The sequence below is a fragment of the Streptomyces sp. PSU-S4-23 genome, assembly GCF_055632315.1.
This window is the reverse complement of sequence record NZ_JBVMUU010000002.1, coordinates 3,820,052-3,845,406: the sequence shown is the minus strand read 5'-3', so window position 1 is coordinate 3,845,406 and position 25,355 is coordinate 3,820,052. Positions and strand designations below refer to the sequence as shown.

22 protein-coding genes and 1 pseudogene are annotated in these 25,355 nt (G+C 72.0%); 12 read left to right on the top strand and 11 right to left on the bottom strand.

From position 1 onward, the window contains the following. Positions 1-39: 39 nt before the first annotated feature. Both ACZ79I_RS17580 and ACZ79I_RS17575 read right to left on the bottom strand, forming a co-directional pair. A complete protein-coding gene (locus tag ACZ79I_RS17580) occupies positions 40-231 on the bottom strand; it encodes a DUF397 domain-containing protein (protein ID WP_471498449.1) in 192 nt (63 codons plus the stop codon). Next, positions 209-1,084 carry a helix-turn-helix domain-containing protein gene (locus ACZ79I_RS17575; RefSeq protein ID WP_471498448.1) on the bottom strand — a complete coding sequence of 292 codons (876 nt, stop codon included), beginning with the start codon at positions 1,082-1,084 and terminating at the stop codon, positions 209-211. The genes ACZ79I_RS17580 and ACZ79I_RS17575 overlap by 23 nt, the downstream gene beginning before the upstream one ends. A gap of 160 nt (positions 1,085-1,244) precedes the next feature. Here ACZ79I_RS17575 and ACZ79I_RS17570 point away from each other — a divergent pair, with 160 nt between their 5' ends. Beyond that, positions 1,245-1,463: a hypothetical protein gene (locus ACZ79I_RS17570; RefSeq protein ID WP_471505030.1), complete on the top strand. Its 219-nt coding sequence runs from the start codon at positions 1,245-1,247 to the stop codon at positions 1,461-1,463. Then, positions 1,460-1,867, top strand: coding sequence for an ATP-binding protein (locus ACZ79I_RS17565; protein WP_471498446.1), 408 nt, complete (start codon positions 1,460-1,462; stop codon positions 1,865-1,867). Before ACZ79I_RS17570 ends, ACZ79I_RS17565 begins: the two co-directional genes overlap by 4 nt. A gap of 89 nt (positions 1,868-1,956) precedes the next feature. On the opposite strand, the gene ACZ79I_RS17560 is transcribed toward ACZ79I_RS17565, so the two are convergent. Together ACZ79I_RS17560 and afsR are read right to left on the bottom strand one after the other, a co-directional pair. Next, positions 1,957-2,178 (bottom strand): hypothetical protein, encoded by a 222-nt coding sequence (locus tag ACZ79I_RS17560; RefSeq protein ID WP_471498445.1) that lies wholly within the window; start codon positions 2,176-2,178, stop codon positions 1,957-1,959. Positions 2,179-2,389: 211 nt separating this feature from the next. Then, positions 2,390-5,332, bottom strand: a complete 2,943-nt coding sequence (gene afsR / locus ACZ79I_RS17555) for an SARP-family global regulator AfsR (RefSeq protein WP_471498444.1) — start codon at positions 5,330-5,332, stop codon at positions 2,390-2,392. Positions 5,333-5,550: 218 nt separating this feature from the next. Between afsR and ACZ79I_RS17550 the strand changes: the two genes are divergently transcribed. The 7 genes from ACZ79I_RS17550 (at position 5,551) to ACZ79I_RS17520 (ending at position 13,596) form a co-directional block, all read left to right on the top strand. Then, complete coding sequence (locus ACZ79I_RS17550) at positions 5,551-6,807, top strand: amidohydrolase family protein (RefSeq protein ID WP_471498442.1); 1,257 nt, start codon at positions 5,551-5,553, stop codon at positions 6,805-6,807. Positions 6,808-6,827: 20 nt separating this feature from the next. After that, entirely contained in the window at positions 6,828-7,733 is a 906-nt protein-coding gene (locus tag ACZ79I_RS17545; protein ID WP_471505028.1) for an LLM class F420-dependent oxidoreductase, read from the top strand. Positions 7,734-7,741: 8 nt separating this feature from the next. Continuing rightward, positions 7,742-8,518: an SDR family NAD(P)-dependent oxidoreductase gene (locus tag ACZ79I_RS17540; RefSeq protein WP_471498440.1), complete on the top strand. Its 777-nt coding sequence runs from the start codon at positions 7,742-7,744 to the stop codon at positions 8,516-8,518. Between the two features lie 106 nt (positions 8,519-8,624). Continuing rightward, entirely contained in the window at positions 8,625-9,743 is a 1,119-nt protein-coding gene (locus tag ACZ79I_RS17535) for an LLM class flavin-dependent oxidoreductase (protein ID WP_471498438.1), read from the top strand. Positions 9,744-9,804: 61 nt separating this feature from the next. Beyond that, positions 9,805-11,649, top strand: coding sequence for an N-acyl-D-amino-acid deacylase family protein (locus tag ACZ79I_RS17530; protein ID WP_471498437.1), 1,845 nt, complete (start codon positions 9,805-9,807; stop codon positions 11,647-11,649). Continuing rightward, positions 11,646-13,097, top strand: coding sequence for an aldehyde dehydrogenase family protein (locus tag ACZ79I_RS17525; RefSeq protein WP_471498436.1), 1,452 nt, complete (start codon positions 11,646-11,648; stop codon positions 13,095-13,097). Before ACZ79I_RS17530 ends, ACZ79I_RS17525 begins: the two co-directional genes overlap by 4 nt. A gap of 313 nt (positions 13,098-13,410) precedes the next feature. Next, entirely contained in the window at positions 13,411-13,596 is a 186-nt protein-coding gene (locus ACZ79I_RS17520; protein ID WP_471505529.1) for a hypothetical protein, read from the top strand. A gap of 49 nt (positions 13,597-13,645) precedes the next feature. On the opposite strand, the pseudogene ACZ79I_RS17515 reads toward ACZ79I_RS17520, so the two are convergent. The 3 genes and pseudogenes from ACZ79I_RS17515 to ACZ79I_RS17505 all read right to left on the bottom strand — a co-directional run. After that, a pseudogene (locus tag ACZ79I_RS17515) lies at positions 13,646-13,868 on the bottom strand (IS630 family transposase); the annotation flags it as partial. An 81-nt stretch (positions 13,869-13,949) separates the two neighbouring features. Beyond that, positions 13,950-14,345: a nitroreductase/quinone reductase family protein gene (locus tag ACZ79I_RS17510; protein WP_471498434.1), complete on the bottom strand. Its 396-nt coding sequence runs from the start codon at positions 14,343-14,345 to the stop codon at positions 13,950-13,952. Positions 14,346-14,509: 164 nt separating this feature from the next. Further along, positions 14,510-16,030, bottom strand: coding sequence for a CehA/McbA family metallohydrolase (locus ACZ79I_RS17505; RefSeq protein WP_471498433.1), 1,521 nt, complete (start codon positions 16,028-16,030; stop codon positions 14,510-14,512). Positions 16,031-16,261: 231 nt separating this feature from the next. Between ACZ79I_RS17505 and ACZ79I_RS17500 the strand changes: the two genes are divergently transcribed. Together ACZ79I_RS17500 and ACZ79I_RS17495 are read left to right on the top strand one after the other, a co-directional pair. Then, positions 16,262-18,850, top strand: a complete 2,589-nt coding sequence (locus ACZ79I_RS17500) for a bifunctional FO biosynthesis protein CofGH (RefSeq protein ID WP_471498431.1) — start codon at positions 16,262-16,264, stop codon at positions 18,848-18,850. A gap of 116 nt (positions 18,851-18,966) precedes the next feature. Next, positions 18,967-20,082: an ADP-ribosylglycohydrolase family protein gene (locus ACZ79I_RS17495; RefSeq protein ID WP_471498430.1), complete on the top strand. Its 1,116-nt coding sequence runs from the start codon at positions 18,967-18,969 to the stop codon at positions 20,080-20,082. A 26-nt stretch (positions 20,083-20,108) separates the two neighbouring features. Here ACZ79I_RS17495 and ACZ79I_RS17490 read toward each other — a convergent pair whose 3' ends face one another. Then, positions 20,109-21,662, bottom strand: a complete 1,554-nt coding sequence (locus tag ACZ79I_RS17490; protein WP_471498428.1) for a sodium:solute symporter family protein — start codon at positions 21,660-21,662, stop codon at positions 20,109-20,111. 345 nt (positions 21,663-22,007) lie between these two features. Further along, positions 22,008-22,793 (bottom strand): SDR family oxidoreductase, encoded by a 786-nt coding sequence (locus ACZ79I_RS17485; protein ID WP_471498427.1) that lies wholly within the window; start codon positions 22,791-22,793, stop codon positions 22,008-22,010. A gap of 94 nt (positions 22,794-22,887) precedes the next feature. On the opposite strand from ACZ79I_RS17485, the gene ACZ79I_RS17480 reads away from it, so the two are divergent. Further along, complete coding sequence (locus ACZ79I_RS17480; RefSeq protein WP_471498426.1) at positions 22,888-23,727, top strand: hypothetical protein; 840 nt, start codon at positions 22,888-22,890, stop codon at positions 23,725-23,727. A 101-nt stretch (positions 23,728-23,828) separates the two neighbouring features. On the opposite strand, the gene ACZ79I_RS17475 is transcribed toward ACZ79I_RS17480, so the two are convergent. Together ACZ79I_RS17475 and ACZ79I_RS17470 are read right to left on the bottom strand one after the other, a co-directional pair. Continuing rightward, a complete protein-coding gene (locus ACZ79I_RS17475; protein WP_471498424.1) occupies positions 23,829-24,020 on the bottom strand; it encodes a DUF397 domain-containing protein in 192 nt (63 codons plus the stop codon). A 228-nt stretch (positions 24,021-24,248) separates the two neighbouring features. Continuing rightward, complete coding sequence (locus tag ACZ79I_RS17470; protein ID WP_471498423.1) at positions 24,249-25,106, bottom strand: helix-turn-helix domain-containing protein; 858 nt, start codon at positions 25,104-25,106, stop codon at positions 24,249-24,251. Positions 25,107-25,355: the final 249 nt, after the last annotated feature.

The window sequence follows — 25,355 nt, the reverse complement described above, 5'->3', positions numbered from 1 at the left end:
GGACGGCCCCCATCCGCCCATGGTCGGCTCCGGGTGAGGTCAGCGCTTGAGGGAAGTGAGGAAGGAGGTCCAGGCGGGGGCTGCGAAGAAGAGTACGGGGCCCTCCTGGGCGCGCTTCGAGTCGCGGACGGGGACGGCGCCCGGGAAGGCGGGGAGCTGGTCGGCGACCTCGACGCAGTTTCCGCCGCTGCCGTTGCTGTAGCTGCTCTTACTCCAGCGAACGGTGCTCAAATCGAAGGCGGTTCCTGCCATGTCGGTAGTCCTCAGCCGCTTCCTCGATCAGGGCGAGGGACGCCTCCGGCGGCAGAGCGGCGGCCCTGAGCCGATCGTACGACCTTCGGTACTCCTTCACGAGGGCCGGTTCCTCGATGGTTTCCCCGGTGTGCAGGGACTCCGTGTAGACCAGCGGCGGCGCGTCGGGGAAGGTCATGAGCATCGCGGTGCCGACCATGAACGGGTGTGCTCCGAAGTCCCACGGGAGGACCTGGGGGGTGATACGGGGCCGCCTTGCCAACCCCACGATCCGGTCGAGCTGTTCGGCCATCTGCGCCGACGGAAGGATGGGGAGTCGCAGCAGCGACTCATGCAGGACGACCCAGTACTCGGGGGTGGCCGGGTCGTCGTCGAACAGGCGGGCGCGAGCGAGTCGGGCCTGCACCTTCTCATCCGTCGTCTCCGACGGCTCCAGCGGATGCGTGGCCCGGACCACGGCGCGGGCGTACGCCTCGGTCTGGAGCAGGCCGGGGAAGAGGGTGGGGCACCACTCCTCGATGGCGTCCGCGTGCCGTTCGGCCTCCAGAACCCTCTCGAAGTACCGGGCGTGGCCCCTGCGGCGGGCCTTGCGCACGTCCTCGCAGCGCCGCGCGAAGAATCCGTCGGTCCCCAGCACCCCGTCCACGTGCTCGGCGAGTTCGCGCGGCATACGGCGCTCCCCGCGCTCGATCTCACTGAGATGACTCAGTCCGTAGAAGCTGCCTTCCGCCAACTGCTGCAGCGTGAGCCCCGCTTGCTCCCGCTTCCACCGCAACTCCTTGCCGTAGAAGCTCGGCACGCTCTCCGAGCCGTCGATGTCCTTGCGTCGCACCCCGGTCCACCCGCCGATTCCACAACTGCCCTGCTCATCGAGCCCGGTTCCGCTGTTCGCGTCCGGGAAGGGAAACCCCTTTCACGATAGGCGAGGGCGCGTCACAGTGTGAACGGTTCGTCACAGAGAGCACCGAGAGCACAGGAAGGCGTACGTGACCGTGCCCGCACAGCCCACCCCCTACGACACGACCCTCTGCGTGGAGGAGTTGCGCGCCGCGCTCGCCGCGCACGGCATCACGCTGCCGTCCCTCCGCGTGGACCTGCCGAGCTTCGCGGCTGAGTACCGGGGGCCGGCCGGCCTGATCGCGCTCGGCAACTGCAACACCGCCACCGCGCGCAAGCTGGCGGAGGTCCTGCGGAAGGCGGCCGTTCGTTGAACGCCCCCGCACTCCCGGTCCTCCGGCTCGACATGCTCGCCCTCCCGGGCAGCGTGCCCGAACTGCGCCGCGCCGTGCGCGACCACCTGGACGTGCCGTGCGCCGACGTCCAGCTCTGCGTCACGGAACTCGTCGGCAACGTCATCCGGCACGTGGGGGAGGGCACCCCGGTGCGGGTCCGCGTGGTCCGTGCCGACGGACGGGTGCGCGTGGAGGTCGACGACCCCGACCCTCGGGCGCTTCCCGTCCTTCTGCACGCGCCGCAGGACGCCGAGTCGGGCCGCGGCCTGGCGCTCCTCGACGCCGTGGCGCTGCGGTGGGGCGTGCGGCCGTGGGCCGAGGGCAAGACGGTGTGGTGCGAGCTCGATCTGGTCGGCGCGGCGGCTCCCGGGCGTGCGCGGTAGTTCCGCCGGGCCGCCCTGCGCCGGACACACCTCGGCCGCGGCGGCTCCCCTCCGCGCCGCCGCGGCCGATCCCCGTGTGGGAGGAAGGTCTAGCTGGGGTCGGACGTGATGTGGGTGTTGTCCGGGGTGGTCGTGCCGTCGGCAACGCTCTTGACGTCGGTGATGTGCGTGTTGAGCGGCTGGACGTCGGTGCCGGCCTCGGCGTCGGTGATGTGCGTGTTCAGCGGCGTGACCGTGGTGCCGGCCTCGGCGTCGGTGATGTGCGTGTTGTCCGGCGTGGCGATCGGCTCGTCCTTGGTGGTGTCGCTCATGCTGGTGCCTCCCCTTGTTGTTGCTGTCGGACTGCGAGGGCCCACCCGGTCACTCCCCCGTGGGTGGCCGGGTGGGCCACTCGGGCCGCCCAACCCTAAACCGTGAGCGCGGCGGCCTCACCGGCGGTCCGTCTGCCCCCCGACGCGACGGATCGACAAACAAAAGAGTGCCTGTCGGCGATAAACGAACGATGAACGTCCGTGTCGCGCGTCACGCGGCAGCGGCGGGAGCGAGCAGTGCCTGTACTTCGGCGGCTTCGGGCGAGTTCAGCCTCTCGAAGATCTCGAGTGCCTCGCGCCAGCAGACCTGGGCCCGCCCCGACTGTCCGACCCTGAGCAGGGCTTTGCCGAGAACTGTGAGCACGTTGCCCCGGCGCCATTCTCCGCCGATGCCCCTGAGCATCGCCAGGGCCATCTCGGCGTTGGCCGCGGCCTGTGCGCTGCGGTGGGCGAGGAGGTCCACCTCCGCGAGACGGAACAAGGTCATGCCCTCCCACAGCCGTTGGCGGCTGGCGCGAAAGACCTGGAGGGCGTCCCCGAGGCGGGCGGACGCATCGGAGAGCCGGCCGTTCTTGCTGAGGGCCATGCCCAGTGCGTAGTGGCCGTTCGCCGCCTTCAGCGAGTGTCCGAGACCCTCGTACATCTCCGTGCCCTGCTGGGCGAGGACCACCGCGCTGTCGGCGCGGTCGGTCGCCAGGTGAAGGCGTGAGAGGTTGCACAGGGCGGCCGCCGTGCCCGACAGGTCGCCGCACGCGCGGAAGTCCTTGATGGCTCGCTCCAGGTGCTCCTCGGCCTCCGCGTAGCGGTTCTGGTAGAAGGCGAAGGCCCCCAGGATGTTCGCCGCCCAGCAGCAGGGCAGCGGGTCCCCGGACGCCTCGGACAGCCGGAGAACCTCCCGCGCCTCTTGATCGGCCTGGTCGAAGTACCCCGACCAGTGCCGGGCGTTGGCCAGGACGAGGTTGGCCCGGCCCTCCGCGCGGGCGTCGGACAGGGAGCGCGCGGCATTCCGCAGGGCAGTGGCCGCGGCCTCGTACTCCTTGGAGTTCGCCCCCGACTCCGCCAGGTCCACCGCGGCCCACAGCAGGTCGACGGCGCGCCTGAGCCGGGCACGGTCGGACGACTGCCGGACACAGGCGAGCAGGGACACCGCCTCGGAGTAGAGCCAGTCCTGTGCCGTGTGCCGGTCCGGGAAGACCAGCCCGGCCGTCCGGGGTGTCTCAAGGTGGTCCACCAGCCGGTCACCGGGCCGCTCGATGGCGTAACCCTCGGCCGCCGTGGCCAGATAGAAGTCCAGCAGCCGCGACATCGCCGCATCCCGTTCGCTCGGCGGGTGTTCGTCGCGTTCCGCGCAGGCGCGGGCGTAGAGCCGGACCAGGTCGTGGTAGCGGTAGCGGCCGGGGGCCGCCGACTCCAGGAGGGAGGTGTCCACCAGGGACTCCAGCAGGTCCTCCGTGTCCTCCGCCGGCAGGTCGAGGACCGCCGCGGCCGCCGGAAGAGAGATGTCGGGGCCGTCCGCCAGTCCCAGCAGGCGGAAGGCGCGGGCCTGCGCCGGCTCCAGTTGGCCGTAGCCCAGTTCGAAGGTGGCCTTCACGGCCAGGTCGCCCGCCTGGAGTTCGTCCAGGCGGCGGCGTTCGTCCGCCAGCTTCGCCGCCAGGACCGACACCGTCCAGGTGCGGCGGGCGGCCAGGCGGGAGGCCGCGATGCGGATCGCCAGCGGCAGGAAGCCGCATGCCGCCACCACGTCGAGGGCGGCCTCGCGTTCCGAGGCCACTCTCTCCTCGCCCACGATCTTGGTGAACAGCGCCAGGGCCTCGTCGGGGGACATCACGTCCAGGTCCACCAGGTGGGCGCCCGCCAGGTCCACCATCCGCACCCGGGAGGTGATCAGGGCGGCGCAGCCCTCCGTGCCCGGCAGCAGCGGGCGTACCTGGGCGGCGTCCTTGGCGTTGTCCAGCAGGACCAGGACCCGGCGGCCGTCCAGGACCGAGCGGTAGAGGGCGGCGCGTTCCTCCAGCGAGTCCGGGATCGCCGAGTCCGCGGTGCCCAGGGCGCGCAGGAACGCCCCGAGGACCGTCTCCGGCTCGGCGGCCCGGGAGCCCGCGCCCTGCAGGTCCACGTACAGCTGGCCGTCGGGGAAGGCGCCGCGGGCCTGGTGCGCCACGTGGACGGCGAGGGTGGTCTTGCCGACGCCCCCGATGCCGGCCAGCGCCGAGACCGCCATGACCCGGCCCTCGGCGGAGGCGAGGACCTCGCCCAGCTCGGCGACGAAGGACGCCCGGCCGGTGAAGTCGGGGACGGTGGCGGGGAGCTGGGCGGGGCGGACGGGGGCCGTGGCGGGTTCGGGGGCCGGGGCCGAGGGCTCCGCCAGGCCCGGGTCCGCTTGCAGGATGCGCTGCTGGAGTTCCTTCAGTCCCTGGCGGGGGTCGACGCCGAGTTCGTCGGCCAGCAGGCGGCGCGTGTCCGCGTACACCGCGAGGGCCTCCGCCTGGCGGCCGGAGCGGTACAGGGCCAGCATCAGCAGTTCGCGCAGGCGTTCGCGCAGCGGGTGCGCCGCCGTCAGGGCGGTCAGTTCCGAGACCGCCTCCGCGTGGCAGCCCTGCTCCAGGTCCATGTCGAGGCGGGACTCCAGGAGTTGGAGGCGCCATTCCTCCAGGCGGGTGCGCTGGGTGTCCGCGTAGGGGCCCGGCACGCCGGCCAGCGGCTCGCCGTTCCACAGGGCCAGCGCGTCGTTCAGCGCCCGCCGGGCGTGGCGCAGGTCCCCGGAGTCCTTGGCCTTCTCGGCCTCGGCGGCCAGTCGCTGGGCCGCGGCGAGGTCCAGGGCGCGGGCGTCGTCCAGCCGCAGGGCGTACCCGCCCGACTCGCTGACCAGCACCCCGGGGGAGAGGATCTTGCGCAGCCGGGAGGCGTACGTCCGCAGGGCCGCGAGCGCGCGTGGCGGAGGCTCGTCGCCCCACAGCGCGTCGATCAGCTCGGACGCCGTCGCCGTGCGTCCCTCGCGCAGCAGCAGGGCGGACAGCAGGGCGCGTTGCTGCGGTGAGCCGGTGGCCAGCAGCTCCTCCCCGCGCCAGGCGCGCACCGGTCCGAGCAGGCCGAAGCGCAGCGTCGCCGATTCCTCGGGACCCCGCTGCTCCGGCACTCGCGGTACACCGTCCATCGCTGCCCCCTGGCCCCCTGCCGAGACGTTCACAACCAAGAGGCCAGTTTGCCTTGTTCATGGCGGATACGTCAGCCGTGCGAGACGGCGATCACAGGCCGCCGCACGGTGCGTCACAAGGTCCACACATGCTCTCCCCACCCCCGGCCGGGGCCCCGCGGGAGCCGAGGGGATCGCAGGAGCTGACGCCCCGTCAGATCAGCGCTACCGTGACCGGCATGGAGACCTCACGGACCAACGCCGCCTTTCCCCGGATCATCTCCGTCGACGACCACACGGTGGAGCCCCCGAACGTCTGGCAGGACCGGCTCCCGAAGAAGTACCGGGACGTCGGCCCGCGCATCGTCCGCGCGCCGCTGAAGGAAATGACCTTCCTCGGCGGCAGGTTCGCCCCCGTCATGGGCGGACCGGGGGACGACGGCCCGATCGGCGACTGGTGGGTGTACGAGGACCTGCACCGGCCCCTCACCCGCCTGGACACCGCCGTCGGCTACAGCAGGGACGAGATCAAGCTGGAGATCATCACCTACGAGCAGATGCGGCCCGGCTCCTACGACGTCCCCTCGCGCCTCGCCGACATGGACGTCAACCACGTCCAGTCCGCCCTCTGCTTCCCCACCTTCCCGCGCTTCTGCGGCCAGACGTTCACCGAGGCCCAGGACCGCGAGCTGGGTCTGCTCGGGGTGCGCGCCTACAACGACTGGATGGTGGAGGAGTGGTGCGGGCCCCAGGCGAACGGCCGGCTGATACCGCTCACCCTCATCCCGCTCTGGGACGCCGGGCTCGCCGCCGCCGAGGTGCGCCGCAACGCCGAACGCGGTGTGCGCGCCGTCGCGTTCTCCGAGATACCGCCCCGGCTGGGGCTGCCGTCCGTGCACACCGACGCGTGGGACCCGTTCCTCGCCGCCTGCGACGAGACCGGCACCGTGATCGCGATGCACATCGGCTCCAGCAGCACGATGCCCTCGACGTCCGCGGACGCCCCGCCGGCCGTGGGCTCCACCATCACCTTCGCCAACTGCTGCTTCTCGATGGTCGACTGGCTGATGAGCGGCGCGTTCGAACGCTTCCCGAACCTGAAGGTGATGTACGCCGAGGGCCAGATCGGATGGATCCCGTACATCCTGGAGCGCGCCGACGTCGTCTGGGAGGAGAACCGGGCCTGGGGCGGGGTCGCCGACAAGGTCCACCGCCCGCCGTCGGAGCTGTTCGCCGAGCACGTCTACGGCTGCTTCTTCGACGACGCCTTCGGCCTGCGCAACCTCGACGCCATCGGGGTGGGCAACGTGCTGTACGAGACCGACTACCCGCACTCCGACTCCACCTGGCCCAAGTCCCGGGAGGTCGGGGAGTCGCAGATGGGGCATCTGGACGCGGACGTCGTCGAACGGATCGTCCGGCGCAACGCCATCGAGCTGCTGGGGCTGACGGAGGACGGCCTGTGGGCCGGGCAGGGCGGGGGTGGTCCCCGGTGAGCGGGCCCCTGCGGTACGGGATGCAGCTGCCCGTCCAGTCCCAGAGCACGATGTACGCCGAGCCCTGGGAGGCGGCTGCGGGTGCGGAGGACCTGGTCGCGGTCGCCCGGGCCGCCGAGCGCGCCGGTTTCGACTACATCGCGAGCTGCGACCACGTGGCGATTCCGCGGCGGCTCGCGCCCGCCATGAGCACGGTCTGGTACGACCCGGTCGCCACCCTCGCCCACCTCGCGGCCGTCACCGAGCGCGTGCGGCTGCTCAGCCATGTGGCGATCGTGGGGCTGCGGCATCCGCTGGTGACCGCCAAGCAGTACGCGACCCTCGACCACCTCTCCGGCGGACGGCTCGTCCTCGGGGTGGGGGCCGGGCATGTGCGGGAGGAGTTCGAGGTGCTCGGGGTGGACTTCGGGCGGCGGGGGGCGGTGCTCGACGAGGCGATCGACGCCCTGCGGGCGGCGCTGGGACCGGAGGAGTTCCCGGAACACCACGGGAAGGAGTACGACTTCGCGGGGCTGGGGCAGCGGCCCCGGCCCGCCCAGGCCCGTGTGCCCGTGTGGGTCGGCGGGTCCTCGCCCGCCGCGGTGCGCCGGGCCGCGCTCAAGGGCGACGGCTGGCTGCCGCAGGGCGATCCGCGTGAGCGCCTGCCCGAGCAGATCGGCCGGCTACGGCGGCTGCGGGCCGAGGCGGGCATCGAGGAGCCCCTCACGGTCGGTGCGATCACCGAGCCGCTGTACGTCGGCGAGCCGGGCTGGGACGTCGGACGGCGGACGCTCAGCGGTGCCCCCGAGGCGATCGCCGCGTCGCTGCGCGCGTACGGCGCGATGGGCGTGCACCAGATCCAGGTGCGGTTCCGCAGCCGCGGCCGCACCGAACTCACGGACCAGATAGCAGCGTTCGGGGCCGAGGTCGCCCCCCACCTTGACTGAGGAGAACCATGGGCAAGCTGGACGGGCGGGTCGTCATCGTCACCGGGGCGGCGCGCGGACAGGGCGAGCAGGAGGCACGGCTGTTCACGGCGGAGGGCGCCCGGGTCGTGGTCGCGGACGTGCTCGACGACCAGGGTGAGGCGCTGGCCAAGGAGCTGGGCCAGTCGTACGTCCACCTCGACGTGTCGCGGGAGGCCGACTGGACGGCCGCCGTGGCCGCCGCGAAGGGGGCGTACGGGCGTATCGACGGGCTGGTCAACAACGCGGGGATCCTGCGCTTCAACGCGCTCCTCGACACGCCCCTGGAGGAGTTCATGAGCGTCGTCCAGGTCAACCAGGTCGGCTGCTTCCTCGGCATCAGGGCCGTGGCGCCCGAGATCGCCGCGGCCGGCGGCGGCACGATCGTGAACACCGCCTCGTACACCGCGATGACCGGGATGGCGGCGGTGGGCACGTACGCGGCGACCAAGCACGCCATCCTCGGCCTGACCAGGGTGGCCGCCCTCGAACTCGCGCGGCAGCAGATCCGGGTGAACGCCATGTGCCCGGGAGCGGTGGACACGCCGATGTCCAACCCGTCCCGGCTGGATCCGGACGCGGACCCGGAGGAGACCTCCCGCGCCCTGGACGAGCTGTACCGCAGGCTGGTGCCGCTCGGCCGGGTCGGGCGGCCGGAGGAGGTGGCGAGGCTGGCGCTCTTCCTCACCTCCGACGACTCCTCCTACATCACCGGGCAGCCGTTCGTGATCGACGGCGGATGGCTGGCCGGCGTCTCCGTTATCTGACTTGGCGTCAGCTATTGACGCTCCAACCGGGCGGTGCCACAGTCGGCGGCAGCTGATCTGACGGTACGTCAGAAAATCTGGGATCTCGTGGGGACGGTGAACCTCCTTGGAATTCGGGCTCTTTGTACAGGGATACGTGGGCAAGCGCGCCGAGACCGATCCGCTCGCGGAGCACAAGGCGCTGATGGAGGAGACCGAGTACGTCATCCAGGCGGACAAGTCCGGCTTCAAGTACGCCTGGGCCTCCGAGCACCACTTCCTGGAGGAGTACTCGCACCTCTCCGCCAACGACGTCTTCCTCGGCTACCTCGCCCACGCGACGGAGCGCATCCACCTGGGATCCGGGATCTTCAACCCCCTCGCCCAGGTCAACCACCCGGTCAAGGTGGCCGAGAAGGTCGCCATGCTCGACCACCTCTCCGGCAACCGTTTCGAGTTCGGCAGCGGACGCGGCGCGGGCAGCCACGAGATCCTCGGCTTCCTCCCCGGCATCACCGACATGAACTTCACCAAGGAGATCTGGGAGGAGACGATCGCCGAGTTCCCCAAGATGTGGCTCCAGGACGAGTACCAGGGCTTCCAGGGCAAGCACTGGTCGCTCCCGCCGCGCAAGGTGCTGCCCAAGCCGTACGGGAAGTCGCACCCCGCGATGTGGTACGCCGCCGGGTCGCCGCCCTCGTACGCCATGGCCGCGAAGAAGGGCCTCGGGGTGCTCGGCTTCAGCGTGCAGAAGGTCTCCGACATGGAGTGGGTCCTGGAGCAGTACAAGACGGCGGTCGTCGACGCCGAACCCGTCGGGGACTTCGTCAACGACAACGTGATGGTGACGACCACCGCCGTCTGCGCGCCCACCCACGACGAGGCGATCCGGATCGCGATGAACGGCGGACTGCACTACCTGCCGTCCCTCGTCTTCCGCTACCACGACACCTTCCCGCGCCCCGAGGGCTTCCCCGTCTGGCCCGAGACGCTCCCCGAGTACACCGAGGAATTCCTCGAACTGCTCATCGAGGAGGAGCTGCTCATCTGCGGCGACCCGGACGAGGTGCTCACCCAGTGCAAGAGGTGGGAGCAGGCGGGGGCCGACCAGCTCAGCTTCGGCCTGCCGGTCGGGATCCCCAAGGAGGAGACCCTCCAGACGATCCGGCTGATCGGCGAGCACGTCATCCCGAAGATCGACACGGACCCGGTGCACCGCACGACCCGCTTCCGCCAGAGCGCCTGAACGCTCCACGGGACGTCCGGTGCCTCACCCGCGCGCCCGGTGAGCCGATCACGAGCCGATCGTGAGCCCATCGGGAGCCGGGCCGGGCCGGGCCGAGCCGAGCCGGGCCGGAGCCGGCCGGGCCGAAGACCGAGAACCGACAAGCGGCGCAGAGCGGCCGAAGGAGGAAGGCGTCATGCTCGACCACGTCATCAGGGGCGCGACCGTCGTGGACGGGACGGGCGCGCCCGCCCACACCGCGGACGTGGGGATACGCGACGGCCGCATCGCGGCCGTCGGCCGGATCACGGAGGAGGCCGCGAGCAGCGAGGACGCCGGCGGCCTCGTCCTCGCCCCCGGCTTCGTCGACCCGCACACCCACTACGACGCCCAGCTGTTCTGGGACCCGTACGCGACCCCGTCCCTGAACCACGGCGTCACCACGGTCGCGGCCGGCAACTGCGGCTTCACGCTCGCCCCGCTGAACCCGGCGCGGCCCGAGGACGCCGACTACACCCGCCGGATGATGGCCAGGGTGGAGGGCATGTCCCTGGTCGCCCTGGAGGAGGGCGCACCCTGGAACTGGCACACCTTCGGCGACTACCTGGACGCGCTGGAGGGGCGCATCGCCGTCAACGCGGGCTTCATGGTGGGGCACTGCGCGCTGCGGCGGTACGTGATGGGACCGGACGCGGTCGGCGGGCAGCCCACGCCGCAGCAACTGGACGCCATGGTCCGGCTCCTCCACGAGGCCATGGACGCGGGCGCCTGGGGCCTGTCCACCACCCAGTCCTCCACGCACTCCGACGGCGACGGTGAGCCGGTCGCCTCCCGGCACGCGCGGCCGGAGGAACTGCTGGCGCTGTCGCGTGCCGTCGGCGAGCACGAGGGCACCCAGATCGAGGCCATCGTCGCGGGCTGCCTGGACCAGTTCAGCGACGCGGAGATCGACCTGTTCGTCGAGATGAGCGCGGCGGCGGGACGCCCCCTGAACTGGAACGTCCTGACCGTCGACGCGGCCGTCCCCGAGCGGGTGCCGCGCCAGCTGAGCGTGAGCGAGCGCGCGCGCAAGGCGGGCGGCCGGGTGGTGGCCCTGACCATGCCGATCCTCACGCCGATGAACATGTCGCTCGGCACGTTCTGCGCGCTCAACCTGATCCCCGGGTGGGGGCCGATCCTCAGCCTGCCCGTGCCGGAGCGGATCGAGAAGCTGCGCGATCCCGGCGTCCGCGCCGAGATGCTGCGGCGCGCCGACTCCAAGGAAGCGGGCGTCTTCCGGCGGCTGGCGAACTTCGGGCGGTACGTCATCGGGGACACCTACAGCCCGCGCAACGAGGGCCTCACCGGCCGGGTGGTCAAGGACATCGCGGCCGAACGCGGCCAGGACCCCTTCGCGTGCCTGGTCGAGATCTGCGCCGACGACGAACTGCGCACGGTGCTGTGGCCCATGCCCACCGACAACGACCCCGGCTCCTGGGCCCTGCGGGCCGAGACCTGGCGGCACGAGGACGTCATGCTCGGCGGCTCGGACGCGGGCGCGCACCTGGACCGCATGTGCGGGGCCCCGTACACGACCCGCTTCCTCGGGGACTGCCTGCGCGGACGCGGGCTGGTGCCGCTGGAGCAGGCCGTGAGGATGCTGACGGACGATCCCGCGCGGCTGTTCGGGCTGCGCGGGCGCGGCCGGGTGCGGGAGGGGTTCCACGCGGACCTCGTGCTGTTCGACCCGGAGCGGATCGACGCCGGCCCGGCCACCTTGGTGCACGACCTGCCGGGGGACAGCCCGCGGCTGGACTCCCGGGCGATCGGCGTACGGGCGGTGTGGGTCAACGGCGTCGAGGCGATCCGGGACGACGTGGTCACCGGGGCGGTGCCCGGGAAGGTGCTGCGCTCCGGACGGGACACCAGGACGGTGAGCACCAGGTGAGCGACCGGCAGCGGCTGTTCGTCGGCGGAGCGTGGGTCGAGCCCGACGGCGGCCACTACGAGATCGTCGACCCGGCGAGCGAGGAGACCGTCGGGTGGGCGCCGGAGGCATCGCGGGAGCAGGTGCACGCGGCCTGCGCCGCCGCCCGCGAGGCCTTCGGGCCGTGGTCGCGGACGGCACCGGAGGAACGCGCCGCCGTCCTCGCCCGCGCGGCGGACGTGATGCGGCGCAACCTGGTGCCGTACGCCGACCTCGCGCGGGCGGAGAGCGGCGCCACCACCGGTACGGCGCGCGGGATGCAGGTCGGGGTCGCGGCCGCCCGGTTCAGCCGGTACGCGCGGGTGGAACCGGCCGAGGTGCCGCTGCCGCCGCAGATCAACGAGGCGGGACCGTTCGGCCCGGCCGCCGTCATGGGCGCGCTCGCGGTGCGCCAGCCGGTCGGCGTGGTCACCTGCATCACCTCGTACAACAACCCGTGGGCCAACCCGGCGGGCAAGGTCGCCCCCGCGCTGGCCATGGGCAACACGGTGGTCGTGAAACCGGCGCCGCAGGACCCGCTGTCGGTCTACCGCATGGCCGAGGCGCTCCAGGAGGCGGGGGCGCCGCCCGGCGTCGTGAACGTCGTCAGCGGCTCCCGTTCCGAGGTCGGCGAGGCGGCGGTGGACAGCCCCGACGTCGACATGGTCAGCTTCACCGGCTCCACCGCCGTCGGGCAGCGCATCGCCGAGGTGTGCGGCCGGTCCATGAAGCGGCAGTTGATGGAGCTGGGCGGCAAGGGCGCGGCGCTCGTCTTCGACGACGCCGACCTGGACGCGGCGGTGGCCGGGATCGGGACCACGTTCTCCTTCTACAGCGGGCAGATCTGCACGGCGCCGACACGGGTGATCGCGCAGCGCGGCGTGTACGACCGCCTGGTGGCCGGGCTCGCGGCCTACGCCCGCCGTCTGACGGTCGGGGATCCCCGCGAGCGGGCGACGGTGGTGGGCCCGGTGATCTCGGCGGCGCACCGCGACCGCGTGGAGTCGTACGTCGAACTGGGCCGCAAGGAGGGGGCGCGGCTGGTCGCCGGGGGCGAACGCCCGCGGTTCGACCGTGGCTTCTACGTCGCCCCCACCCTCCTGGCCGACTGCACCGCCGACATGAGGGTGGTCCGCGAGGAGATCTTCGGCCCCGTCGTCGTGGTCGTCCCCTTCGACGAGGAGGACGAGGGGATCGCCCTCGCCAACGACAGCGACTACGGCCTGATCGACTACGTGTGGTCCGGCGACGTGGCCCGCGCCTTCCGGGTGGCCCGGCGGCTGCGGGCCGGGGGAGTGGGCGTGAACACCGTCGGCCGCAACATGGAGGCCCCCTTCGGCGGCTTCAAGAAGAGCGGCGTCGGCCGTGACGTCGGCTCCTACGCCCTGCACGCCTACAGCGAGCTGCAGGCGATCGTCTGGCCGGGGTGAGGCAGGCCGCCCGGGCCGGCTAGTGCTCTGACCGGGAGAGTTCGCCGTGTTCCTCGCCGCCTCCGGGACCCCGGAGGGGCCTGCGATCATCATCCGCATGGTGTGCGACGTGTGCGGTTGCGAGGTGTCTGGTGGTTTTGCTCCGCTTCCAGCGAATCCGGCAGGCGGAACGTGGGTGACGTGCGGGCACTGCCTCGCAACCGCCATCGTCATGGAGTCCGGTGAGGTGCTGCGTCCGCCGTATCGACCCACTACGGACCGGTGGTGTGCCGCGGTTGATGAGTCCAGCACGCCTGAGGTCGAGCACGCCGTCGTGACCACGGTGACGCTGTGTGGTGTGAACATCGAGCGGGAAGAGCTGACCGGCTACGGGTACTCGTGGTCCCCGCTGAGGGCGACGGCCTGCACGACATGCCGGTCAGTCGCCTCCGACGTGGACGAGCGATGGCCCGCCGGCCACCGTGGCCGCCTCGTCAGCGACGCTGAGGGCGACCGCTGAGCCTGCTCATGACTGCGAGGCGGGCCGGTGCCTCTTCCACAGGGAGGCTGCGGCCGAGCTTGGTCGGGCGGGTGGTGGCCGTCTGGACGACAAAGTCCTCGTCGTCAGGGCTGAGCAGGCGGGGACGGTCTCCCGCCCACCGGGCCCGCCGAAGCCAGCAGCATCGTCGCGCGCCGACAGCGCACTGAACCGGTGCTGCCGCGGCGCACGATCTGCTGCAGCTTCTGCCCCTCCTGGTCGGTCGCTCTGCGCACATGGACAGGCTCAGCCACCACACCCCCGGCAGTCGGATCGGACGTCACCGCACACCCGACCGCCACGACCACCGACCCGGCGAACCACCCCGGTCAGCACTAGCCGTCCAGGTCCACCCGCACCGTCAGCAGCCCGGCACCCAGTGCCCGAACCGCCGTGCTGTTGAGGCGGGGCAGGGTCTTCAGGCGGGCCTGCGGGTCGTCGTCCGGGAGCAGATGGGCCGTGCCCGTGTGCCACCGTCCCCGGATGCGGACCCTGACCCGCGGATCCGCCTGGATGTTGCGGATGTACTGGGACCTGGTGCCGTACTCGGAGACGAGCCAGAACGAGTCGCCGACGCGGCGGCCGCCCACCGGGGTGGGCCGCGGCAGACCCGAGACGCGGCCCGTCGTCTCCAGGAGGGTCTGGAGCGGCAGCCGGCGCAGCAGCGGGTTGCCGATCCGGCGCTGGAACGCCGAGACCACGCGGTACTTGAGGTCGGGGTTGCGTGTCATGGTCTCCCGCACACTCCTCTGTGTCGGTTCCGGGCTGCCTGCAGGATCCCATCCGCCCGCCCCGGCGGCCGGCCGGTGCGGCCATCCGCCGGGTCGCCGTCACGGGGGCGGGACGGGCGGGTGCCGCCGCACGTGCCGCCGCACGTGCCGCCTCACACGCCGCCTCACGCCTCGCCCAGGAAGATCGGGTTGGTGAACGCGGCCAGCGCCCCCGGCAGCGGGCCCGCCGCCGTCTCGTGCCGCAACTCGGCCCGGACGTACGCCGCGTAGGCCGGTGTCGTGTGCCACTCGGCGGTGCCCGTCCCGGACACCGGCAGCGGGTCGCCGGTGAACAGCACTCCCTGGTCGGTGACGAAGCGGATGGTGCAGCGGGGCGCCCCCTGCGCACGAAGGCGGACCGTGACCGGGGTGTCGCGGTCCACCCGCAGCCGCTCGCCGATGCCCGCGTGTTCGCCGCGCCCGCCGGACGCGGTGAAGGCCAGGGAGACGTTCTTCGACTCGGCGACGTACGAACGGCCCGCGCGGATGCCCTCCTGGACGGCCTCACGGGTCAGGTCGTCGGCGAGGACCACGGTCTGCGGGGTGCCCACGGCGTCGGGGTCGCGGTGCGCGTCGCTGTTGCCCATCGCCGGCAGCCAGCGGGCGTGCCCGTCGCGCACCGACGCCACCAGCGTGTTGTCCCACTCCGCCAGGGCCACCTCGTCGTCCGGCGTGTACGGGCCGTTCCACACCTCGACCGCGTCGGCGTCGCCGAAGCCGAACTTCCAGCCGCAGCCGACGCAGGTGGCGTGCGGATGGGCCGGTACGACCAGGCCGCCCGCCCGGTGGATGCGCCGGGCGAACCGGCCGAAGCGGTTGTCGCGGGCCCGGTAGCGCCAGTCGACGAACGTGCCGGGGTCGGTGCCCAGCGCCAGCACGTGACCGTTCCGCGTGGTCACCTCCTCGCCCAGCATGATCAGCAGGTCGTCGCCCGCCTGGTCGGCCCAGTGCGGGTGGGAGGAGTGGGTGTTGTGCTCGGAGGTGTTGATGAAGTCGAGGCCGGCCGCCCGGGCCAGCGCCGCGATCTCGGCGGGCGTGCGGCGGCCGTCGGAGTACCAGGAGTGCAGGTGGCAGTCGCCGCGGTACCAGGCGCGGCCCCGGCCCTTCGCCCGCGACGGCGGGTACACGGGAGCGGGGGTCTCGCCCGGGTCGCCGTAGGTGAGCGTGACGGTGACCTCGTAGGTCAGGCCCTGCGGCGCCACCGTGTACGGGCCCAGCGCGACGTACCAGGTGCCGGGGGCCACCGGGCCGGGGATGTAGCCGGGGGTCGCGTCGTCGGCGCGGACGAAGAACTCGGTGCGCGCGCCGCCCGACCAGCCGCGGAAGCCCTCGCCGCCCAGCTCGGTGCCGCGCTCGTCGAAGATGCCGATGTCGAGGGCGTTGCCCGGCGTGCCGGCCGGGACGGACGGCCTGTCGTAGGTGTAGGCGACCCTGATCTCCCGGACGCCTTCGGGGACCTCGACGGGGAGGTAGACGAAATCGGGCGAGCCGGGGGGCAGGGTGCCGCGCACCGTCCTCGTCTCCTGGCCGGCCCCGTCCGCCGCGGAGGCGCCGCTCGCAAAGCTCACGGTTCCCAACGTAAGCGCGGCGGCCGCTCCCGTCACGAACAGTGCGCGTCTGCCGATGCCGTGGTCGTCCTCGCACATGCTGCTGCTCCCAAGGTGTCGGATGACAGAGGTGGTGCAGGGGTGGTGCAGGGGTGGTGCAGGGGTGGTGCGTAGCACTCTGGTATTGAGCCGTGAACTCCCGTGCAAGGGAAGCCGATCGGCAGCCACGCGTCGGGGTAACGGCGGGTTGCGGGTTGCGGTTGCCGCGCAGGTCGGCCCTGTATGAGTCGGCCCTGTATGACCTGATCACCGCGAACGTATGCTCGGGGGATGACGACTTCCGCGACCTCCGGAACCGGACCCACCGAGAACTCCCTGCGTCGCGCCCTCAAACGAGCCCGTGACGGCGTCGCCCTGGATGTCACCGAGGCCGCGGTGCTGCTGCAGGCCCGCGGCGCGGACCTGGAGGACCTCGCCGCGTCCGCGGCCCGGGTGCGGGACGCGGGCCTCGCGGCGGCCGGCCGTCCCGGTGTCATCACGTACTCGAAGAGCGTCTTCGTCCCCCTCACCCGCCTGTGCCGTGACACGTGCCACTACTGCACCTTCGTGACGGTGCCGGGCAAGCTGCGCCGGGCCGGGCACGGGATGTTCATGTCCCCGGACGAGGTGCTGGACGTCGCCCGCAAGGGCGCCGCCCTCGGCTGCAAGGAGGCCCTGATCACCCTCGGCGACAAGCCGGAGGACCGCTGGCCCGAGGCCCGCGAGTGGCTGGACGCGCACGGGTACGACGACACGATCGCCTACGTACGCGCCGTCTCCGTCCGGATCCTGGAGGAGACGGGCCTGCTGCCGCACCTCAACCCCGGGGTGATGTCGTGGACGGACTTCCAGCGACTCAAGCCCGTCGCCCCCTCGATGGGCATGATGCTGGAGACCACGGCCACCCGGCTGTGGTCCGAGCCGGGCGGCCCGCACCACGGCTCCCCGGACAAGGAACCGGCGGTCCGGCTGCGTGTCCTGGAGGATGCCGGGCGCTCCTCGGTCCCGTTCACCAGCGGGCTGCTGATCGGCGTCGGGGAGACGTACGAGGAGCGCGCGGAGTCCCTGTTCGCGCTGCGGAAGGTGGCGCGGGCGTACCACGGCATCCAGGAGCTGATCATCCAGAACTTCCGCGCCAAGCCGGACACGGCGATGCGCGGCACGCCGGACGCCGAACTGGACGACCTGGTCGCCACCGTGGCCGTGGCCCGGCACATCATGGGCCCGAGCGCCTGCCTCCAGGCGCCGCCGAACCTGGTCGACGACGCGTACGAGCGGCTCATCGCCGCCGGCATCGACGACTGGGGCGGCGTCTCGCCGCTGACCATCGACCATGTGAACCCCGAGCGCCCCTGGCCGCAGATCGAGCTGCTGCGCGAGCGCTCCGCGGCGGCGGGCTTCGAGCTGCGTGAACGGCTGTGTGTGTACCCGGAGTTCGTGCGGCGCGGCGAGCCGTGGCTGGATCCGCGGCTGCTGCCGCACGTGCGGGCGCTGGCGGACGGGGAGACGGGCCTGGCGCGCGAGGACGCGGTCGTGGAGGGGCACCCGTGGCAGGAGCCGGAGGAGGCGTTCCGGTCCTCGGGCCGTACGGACCTGCACCGCACGATCGACACCGAGGGCCGCACGGGCGACCGCCGGGACGACTTCGACGAGGTGTACGGCGACTGGGAGGCGCTCAGGGAGGCGGCGGCCCCGGGGATGGCGCCCGAGCGCATCGACACGGACGTCCGGGCGGCGCTGCGGACGGCCGCGGACGACCCGACGCGGCTGACGGACGGGGAGGCGCTGGCGCTGCTGCACGCGGACGGGCCGGCGCTGGACGCGCTGTGCCGGGTGGCGGACGATGTGCGCAGGTCGGTGGTGGGTGACGACGTCACCTACATCGTCACCCGGAACATCAACTTCACGAACGTCTGCTACACGGGCTGCCGCTTCTGCGCGTTCGCGCAGCGCCGCACGGACGCCGACGCGTACACGCTCTCCCTGGAGCAGGTCGCCGACCGCGCCCGGCAGGCGTGGGAGGTGGGCGCGGTGGAGGTCTGCATGCAGGGCGGCATCCATCCGGACCTGCCCGGCACGGCGTACTTCGACATCGCCCGCGCGGTGAAGGAGCGCGTGCCCGGCATGCACGTCCACGCCTTCTCGCCGATGGAGGTCGTCAACGGCGCGACCCGCACCGGTCTGTCGGTCCGCGAGTGGCTCGCGGCGGCGAAGGAGGCCGGCCTCGACACGATCCCGGGCACCGCGGCCGAGATCCTGGACGACGAGGTCCGCTGGGTCCTGACGAAGGGCAAGCTGCCGACGGCGACATGGATCGAGGTGGTGACGACCGCGCACGAGCTGGGTATCCGCTCGTCGTCCACGATGATGTACGGCCATGTGGACCAGCCCCGCCACTGGCTCGGCCACTTCCGCACGCTCTCCCGCATCCAGCAGGAGACGGGTGGCTTCACGGAGTTCGTGACGCTGCCGTTCGTCCACACCAACGCCCCGGTGTATCTGGCGGGCATCGCCCGCCCGGGGCCGACGACGCGCGACAACCGCGCGGTGACGGCGATGGCGCGGCTTCTGCTGCATCCGCACATCCCCAACATCCAGACGAGCTGGGTGAAACTGGGCGCGGAGGGCGCGGCGGAGATGCTCCGCTCCGGCGCCAACGACCTGGGCGGCACCCTCATGGAGGAGACCATCTCCCGTATGGCGGGTTCGTCGTACGGCTCGTACAAGTCCGTCAAGGAGCTCGTCGCGGTGGCGGAGGCGGCCGGCCGTCCCGCCAGGCCCCGTACGACGCTGTACGGCGAGGTCCCCCAGGAGCGGCGGCGCGCGGCGGCGGCCTCGGACGGGCATCTGCCGGAGCTGCTGCCGGTGCTGGAGGACTGAGCTCGCCCGGCGTGCACGCCGGTTCCACGCCACCGTGACGTGTCCCCCTCAACTCAGCGTCTCCGTTCGATTACAGTGCTGGACGGACGTGCGAACGGTGCCATGAGGAGGCATGGGTGGGTGCGACAGCCGGTGCCGTCTGGGGCCGGGCCGAGCAGCAGGACTTCCGCAGCAGGGTGCGCGGGACGCTGCTCGGCGTGGCCGTGGGCGACGCCCTCGGCGCACCCCTGGACGGGCTCACGCTGGCGGAGATCCGCGCGGCGCACGGTCACGAGGGGCTTGCCGACCTCGGGTCCGGGCGCGGCCGGCGCGGCGCCATCACGCACCTGACCCAGCTCACCCTGTTCTCCCTCGACGGGCTCGTCCGCGCCCAGGTCCGCCGCGACACCGGCGCCTGGCATCCGCCGACCGACGTGCACCGCGCGTATCTGCGCTGGGCGGCCACACAGCGGGACTGGGGGCCGGACGAGCGCCGCAAGGACGACGGGTGGCTGGCCCGCGAGGAGTGGCTGTACGCCCGCCGGTCCCCGCCCCGCTCGTGCCTGCTCGGCCTCGGCGACGACACGATGGGCACGCTCGACGCGCCCAAGAACCCCGGCGAGCGGGGGCCGGAGGCCGCCGCGCGCTCCGCGCCGTTCGGGCTGCTCGTCGGATGGGAGCCGCAGCTGGTGCTGCAGCTCGCGGTCGAGTGCGCGGCGCAGACGCACGGGCACCCCACGGCGTATCTCGCGGCGGGCGCGTACGCGGTCGTCGTGCACGCGCTGGCGCGCGGCGAGAGCCTGGACGGGGCCGTGCAGCGGGCCCTGGCGCTGCTCGCGCCGAGGCCGGGGCAGCAGCCGGTCGCGGACGCGCTGCAGCGCGCGCTGGGCGCGGTGCGGCAGGGGATGCCCACGGCCGAGCGGATCGAGGAGCTGGCCGGGGACGGCACGGCGGAGGACGTGCTGGCCGTCGCGGTGTACTGCGCGCTGGTGGGCGAGGACGTCCGGCACGGGCTGCGCCTGGCCGTGAACCACGGCGGGCCGTCGGCGGCGGCGGGCGCGCTGACCGGCGGGCTGCTGGGTGCCCTGCACGGCGAGACGGCCCTCCCGCCGGCCTGGCTGGCCGAACTGGAGGGCCGTCCCACGATGCTGGTGCTGGCCGACGACTTCGCCATCGAGATGACGCAGGGCGCCGCGCTGCACGGGCCGAGCGGGTCCTCACCGGGGTGGCTGGCCAGGTATCCCCGGGCGTAGGGGCCGTACCCGAGGGCGCCGGGCCGTCAGACCCCGGAGGGGCTGGAGGTGTCCGCCTCGGCCGTGACGGACACGGCCGCCCCGTCGCCGTCCGTGTTCACCGCCTGGATGATCGCGTCCCTCTCCGGTGTGTCCTCCGGCTTCAGCAGGCCGATCAGGACGTACAGCACCAGCGAGATCGCAAGGGGCAGCGCCACCTGGTACTCCAGCTTCACATCCGTGCGCTGGGAGAAGTCCGGGTGGTAGTTGACGAGGAAGAACGCCAGCAGGCCGGCCGCCCAGCTGCCGAGTGCCGCCGTCGGTCCCGACCTGCGCAGCGGGCGCAGCAGGCCCAGCATGAACGGGATCGCGATCGGGCCCATCAGCCCGGCCACCCATTTGATGACCACCGTGATGATGTCCTTGAACGTGGGCGAGTTGACCTGGGTGGCCACCGCCATGGACAGGCCGAGGAAGGCGACGGTCGTGACCCGGCCCGCGATCAGGCCCGCGCGGGCGGTCCACGCCCGCGCCGCCCCGGAGACCACCGGCGCCACGTCCCGGGTGAAGACCGCCGCGATCGCGTTCGCGTCGGAGGAGCACATGGCCATCGTGTGGGAGAAGAAGCCCACGACCACCAGGCCCAGCAGGCCGTGCGGCAGCAGTTGTTCGGCCATCAGCCCGTACGCGTCCGAACCGTCCGGCTTCTTCGCGGTGACCAGCAGCGGCGACAGCCACATCGGGATGAACAGGACGGCCGGCCATACGAACCACAGGCCCGCCGACAGCAGCGCCGACCGCGTCGCCTGCCGCGCGCTGCCCGTCGCCATGTAGCGCTGGGCCTGGTTCCACATGCCGCCGTTGTACTCGAACAGCTTGATGAACAGGTACGCGATGAAGAAGACCGTCAGGTAGGGGCCCGCGAAGCCGTCCGCGTGGCCGTCCAGCTTCGGTGAGTCCAGCGCCTTGGACAGGCCGCCCTGCTCGGAGATCCTGTGCAGCGCGATGACGAGCATCGCCAGGCCCGCCAGCAACTGGATGACGAACTGGCCCAGTTCGGTCAGCGCGTCCGCCCACAGGCCGCCGATGGTGCAGTACACCGCCGTGACGCCGCCGGTGATGATGATGCCCTGGGTGAGCGTGACCCCGGTGAACACACTGAGCAGCGTCGCGATCGCCGCCCACTTCGCGCCCACGTCAACGATCTTCAGCAGGATGCCGGACCAGGCCAGGGCCTGCTGGGTGGGCACGTTGTAGCGGTCCTTGAGGTATTCCAGCGGCGAGGCCACGTGCAGCCGGGAGCGCAGCCGGTTCAGGCGTGGCGCGAACAGCTTCGCGCCGATGAGCACGCCGATGGCGATGGGCAGCGCCCAGGTGACGTAGGAGGTGATGCCGAAGGTGTAGGCGATGCCGGCGTAGCCGGTGAACAGCACCGCGCTGTAGCCCGACATGTGGTGCGAGATGCCGGACAGCCACCACGGCATCTTTCCGCCCGCGGTGAAGAAGTCGCTGACGTCGTCGACGCGCTTGTGGGACCAGACGCCGATCGCGGTCATCACGCCGAAGTACGCGATCAGGACGGCCCAGTCGAGACCGTTCATGTGTCCCCTCCAGGGGTCCGCCTTGTGAACCTGCAGATACCGGACGGCACTTCGCCGGTGGGCACACGGGCGGCGCCCCCGTGCGGGAGCGGGGACTTCGGGGATTGAACCGCCGGGCAAGCGGGCGGTCAAGACCTTTCAAGGTCATGGATATGAACGCAGATCAGAAAGCAGAACGATTTTGCCTTCTCTTGACCCGTTCGGCGGTTGTCGTGCTCGCGGCGCGGAACGGACCATGAGCGGGCACTTCGCCAGTGGGAACACCCGAGGGATCGTGCTTGCGGAAAGGGCTTACGGGATGCGGGTCCCGTGCGGCCCGGAGGGGAGCGGAGCGGGCCGGCGCGGCTATCGCATCAGTTCGCCGGCGTTCACGAGCAGGGACTGGCCCGTGACCGCCCGGGCCCGGTCGGAGGCCAGGAACACCGCGGCGTCCGCGACATCGCCGTCCGTGGCCAGGTCGGGCAGCGCCATCCGCTCGGTCAGCCGCCGTTTCACCTCCGCCTCGGGCACGCCCTCGCTGTGCGCGGTGAAGCGCACGTACGCCTCGACGGGCGGCCCCCACATCCAGCCGGGCAGCACGGTGTTGACGCGGATCCGGTACCGGCCCAGTTCCCGTGCCAGCGAGTACATCGCACTGGTCAGCGCCCCCTTCGACGCGGCGTAGGCCGCCTGCCGCACCTGCGAGGGCGCGGCCACCGACGACTGCGTGCCGATGAACACGACCGAGCCGCCGCACGCCTTCAGGGCCGGCAGGCACGCCCGCGTCATCCGCAGGCTGCCCAGCAGGTTCACATCGATGACCGACTGCCAGGTGGCGAAGTCGGCGTCCTCCAGCCCGCCGAAGTGGCTGTCCCAGGCGGCGACATGGACCACCGCGTCGATCCCCCCGAACCGGTCGACGGCGAGCGCGGCGAGCGCCTCGCACTGCGCCTCGTCGGTGATGTCCGTCGCCCGGTACGCCGTGTGGGCGCCGTCCGGGTCGAGTGCGGCGGCGGTCTTGGCGAGATGCGCCTCGGTGCGTGCCCCGAGCACCGCGTTGCCGCCGTCGCGCACGACGGCCGCCGCGACCTGGTGGCCGAGCCCCGCGCCGACCCCCGACACGACGACGGTCCTGCCCTGGAGCAGCGTCATCGGACACCTCCCCTTCCCCGTGGCCCCGCTCTGGCGCATTGTCTGACGGAGCGTCAGAGTATGGGCGACCGGCCGAGGACGGAAGGGGAACGGCATGGATGAGGACACACACAGCGAGGTGTACGCGGAACTGGCCGCCGTGGGGCCCTACGGCGTCCACCCGGGCCACGCCCTGATCACCATGGTGGAACCGCATCCCGGACACGAGTACGCGTACAACCGCTGGTACGAGGACGACCACTACTACGCCGGCGCCATGGCCATGCCGTGGATGTACGCCGGCCGCCGCTGGGTCGCCACCCGGGAGCTGCAACTCCTGCGCTACCCCGAGAAGTCGGCGATCGCCCAGCCCGTGACGGCGGGCTGCTACCTGTCGACGTACTGGATCACCCAGGGCCGCTACGACGACCACATGCGCTGGACGGTCGCCATCAACAAGCGCCTCAACCGCGACGCGCGGGTCTACCGCGACCGTACCCATGTCTTCACCGCGTTCCAGGACCACGAGGCGACGGTGTACCGGGACGGCGCGGCGGGCCCGCGCGACGTCCACGCCCTGGACCATCCGTACGCGGGCCTGGTCCTCCAGGTCGTCGACGCCGAAGGCCCGCAGGAGCGCGCGGCGTTGCTGGAGTGGCTGCGCACCCGCCATCTGCCGGGGCGCCTGGCGGGCTCCCCCGCGGCCATGGTCACGGTCTTCCGGCCGACCCCGCTGCCCGGTGACCGGATGACGTATGTGAAGCAGGTGGAGGGCGTCGACACGCGACTGACCCTGCTGTGGTTCCTGCAGACGGACCCGAGGGAGTGCTGGGAGGAGCACTTCACGGGGCTGGAGGAAGCGGTGGCGGAGGGCGGACGGGGGAGGGTGGAACTGGTGGCGCCGTTCATTCCCACGGTGCCGGGGACCGACCGGTACGTGGCGGAGCTGCGCTGAGGTGTCGCGGCGGCGGCGGGCAGGGCCGAGCCCCCTCGGCCGGGACGGCGGCCAGTCGAGAGGGCTCTGTCGGTGGTACGGGTGAGTTGCCGGTCGTGGTCTTACGCCTTGACCGACGCCACGAAGGCGTTCCACGCCTCGGCGGGAAACGCCAGGACGGGGCCCTCGGGGACCTTGGAGTCACGTACGGCGAGGGCCGCCGCGGTCGGCGACTTGACCTCGACGCACGCGCCGTTTCCTGTGGAATAGGAGGACTTTGTCCACGTTTCCGTGGTCCCCTGACGAACTGCCATGTTCACTCCGGTAGCCAGTTGCTGAGTTGCTGTCACCGCGCCGCGGGTGCCGGTCGGCGTCCGCGATGCGATTCGCGCCAAGGTGTTTCACTGATGGCGTGATCGAAGCTACTCGTCAACATCCCTGTCCGGAGTGGTTGTTCACTCGACCGGATGGCATATTCCAGATGGACCTTACGCCCGCAGCTTGCGCTGGTGTAAGATCCGCCGTTTCCCCGTGGGGGAGGCTCAGCGGGCGTACTCCTTCGCCGCGTCCGCGATGAACTTGCGTGACTGGTCCACGTTCAGGGCCTGCGCCCGCAGGTGCTCGTACATCACCGCGTACTTCTGCACGTCATGGGCCTTCTCCAGATAGAGGTCGCTGGTGACGCCCTCCAGGTACACCACGCTCGAGTCGGCCGCGTCGGCGAACTCCAGGATCGCGTACTGCCCGTTGAGGCCGGGGTGCGCCCCCACCTCGAACGGCAGCACCTGCACGGTGACGTGCGGGAGCTGGGACATCTCCGCGAGGTGCTCCAGCTGCTCCCGCATCACCAGGTTGCTGCCCACGACCCGGCGCAGCGCGGCCTCGTCCAGCACCGCCCACAGCCGGAGCGGGTTGTGCTCGGCGGCGATGCGCTCCTGGCGCCGCATCCTCACCTGGACGCGCTTGTCGATGTCGGCCGGCGATGTCTCGGGGAGCGCGCCCTGGATGAGGGCCTCGGCGTACGCGCGGGTCTGCAGCAGGCCGGTGATGATCTGGGGTTCGTAGACCCGCAGCGACTCGGCGTCGGTCTCCAGGCCGATGTAGACGCTGTAGGGGATGTCCCCGAACGCGTGCCACCAGCCCTGCTGGCGCGAATCCCGGGCCATCTCCATCAGGGAGTCGACGACCCGCTGGTCCTCGACCTCGTACACGCCGCACAGGTCGCGGACGTCCCGCTGGCTGATGCTGCGGCGGCCGTTCTCCAGACGGCTGATCTTCGACTGGGACACGAGCAACCGCTCGGCGACCTCTTCGGCCGTCATGCCCTTGAGCTCGCGGAGCCGGCGCAGCTCCTGGCCCAGCCGGCGTCGCCGGACGGTGGGATTGACATTGGACGCCACGGGACGTGCACCTCCGGCTGCGTGCCTCTGCTTTGCGTATCTGCCGGTGAGCAGATTGCCACCAAGGTGCTTCCTACCGCTGGGAAACAACGGATATGCGGCGACCGCAGGGAATCGGCCCGTCTCGGCCGGAAGGCGACCGCGCGCCTGTGCCGGGGTACGTCCGGTGGGGCGCATGCGGCCGCGCGGGGCGGTGAGGCCGTGTCGTCGTCCGGACGTACGGTCTCATCGCCCCGCGCGGGCCGGCGG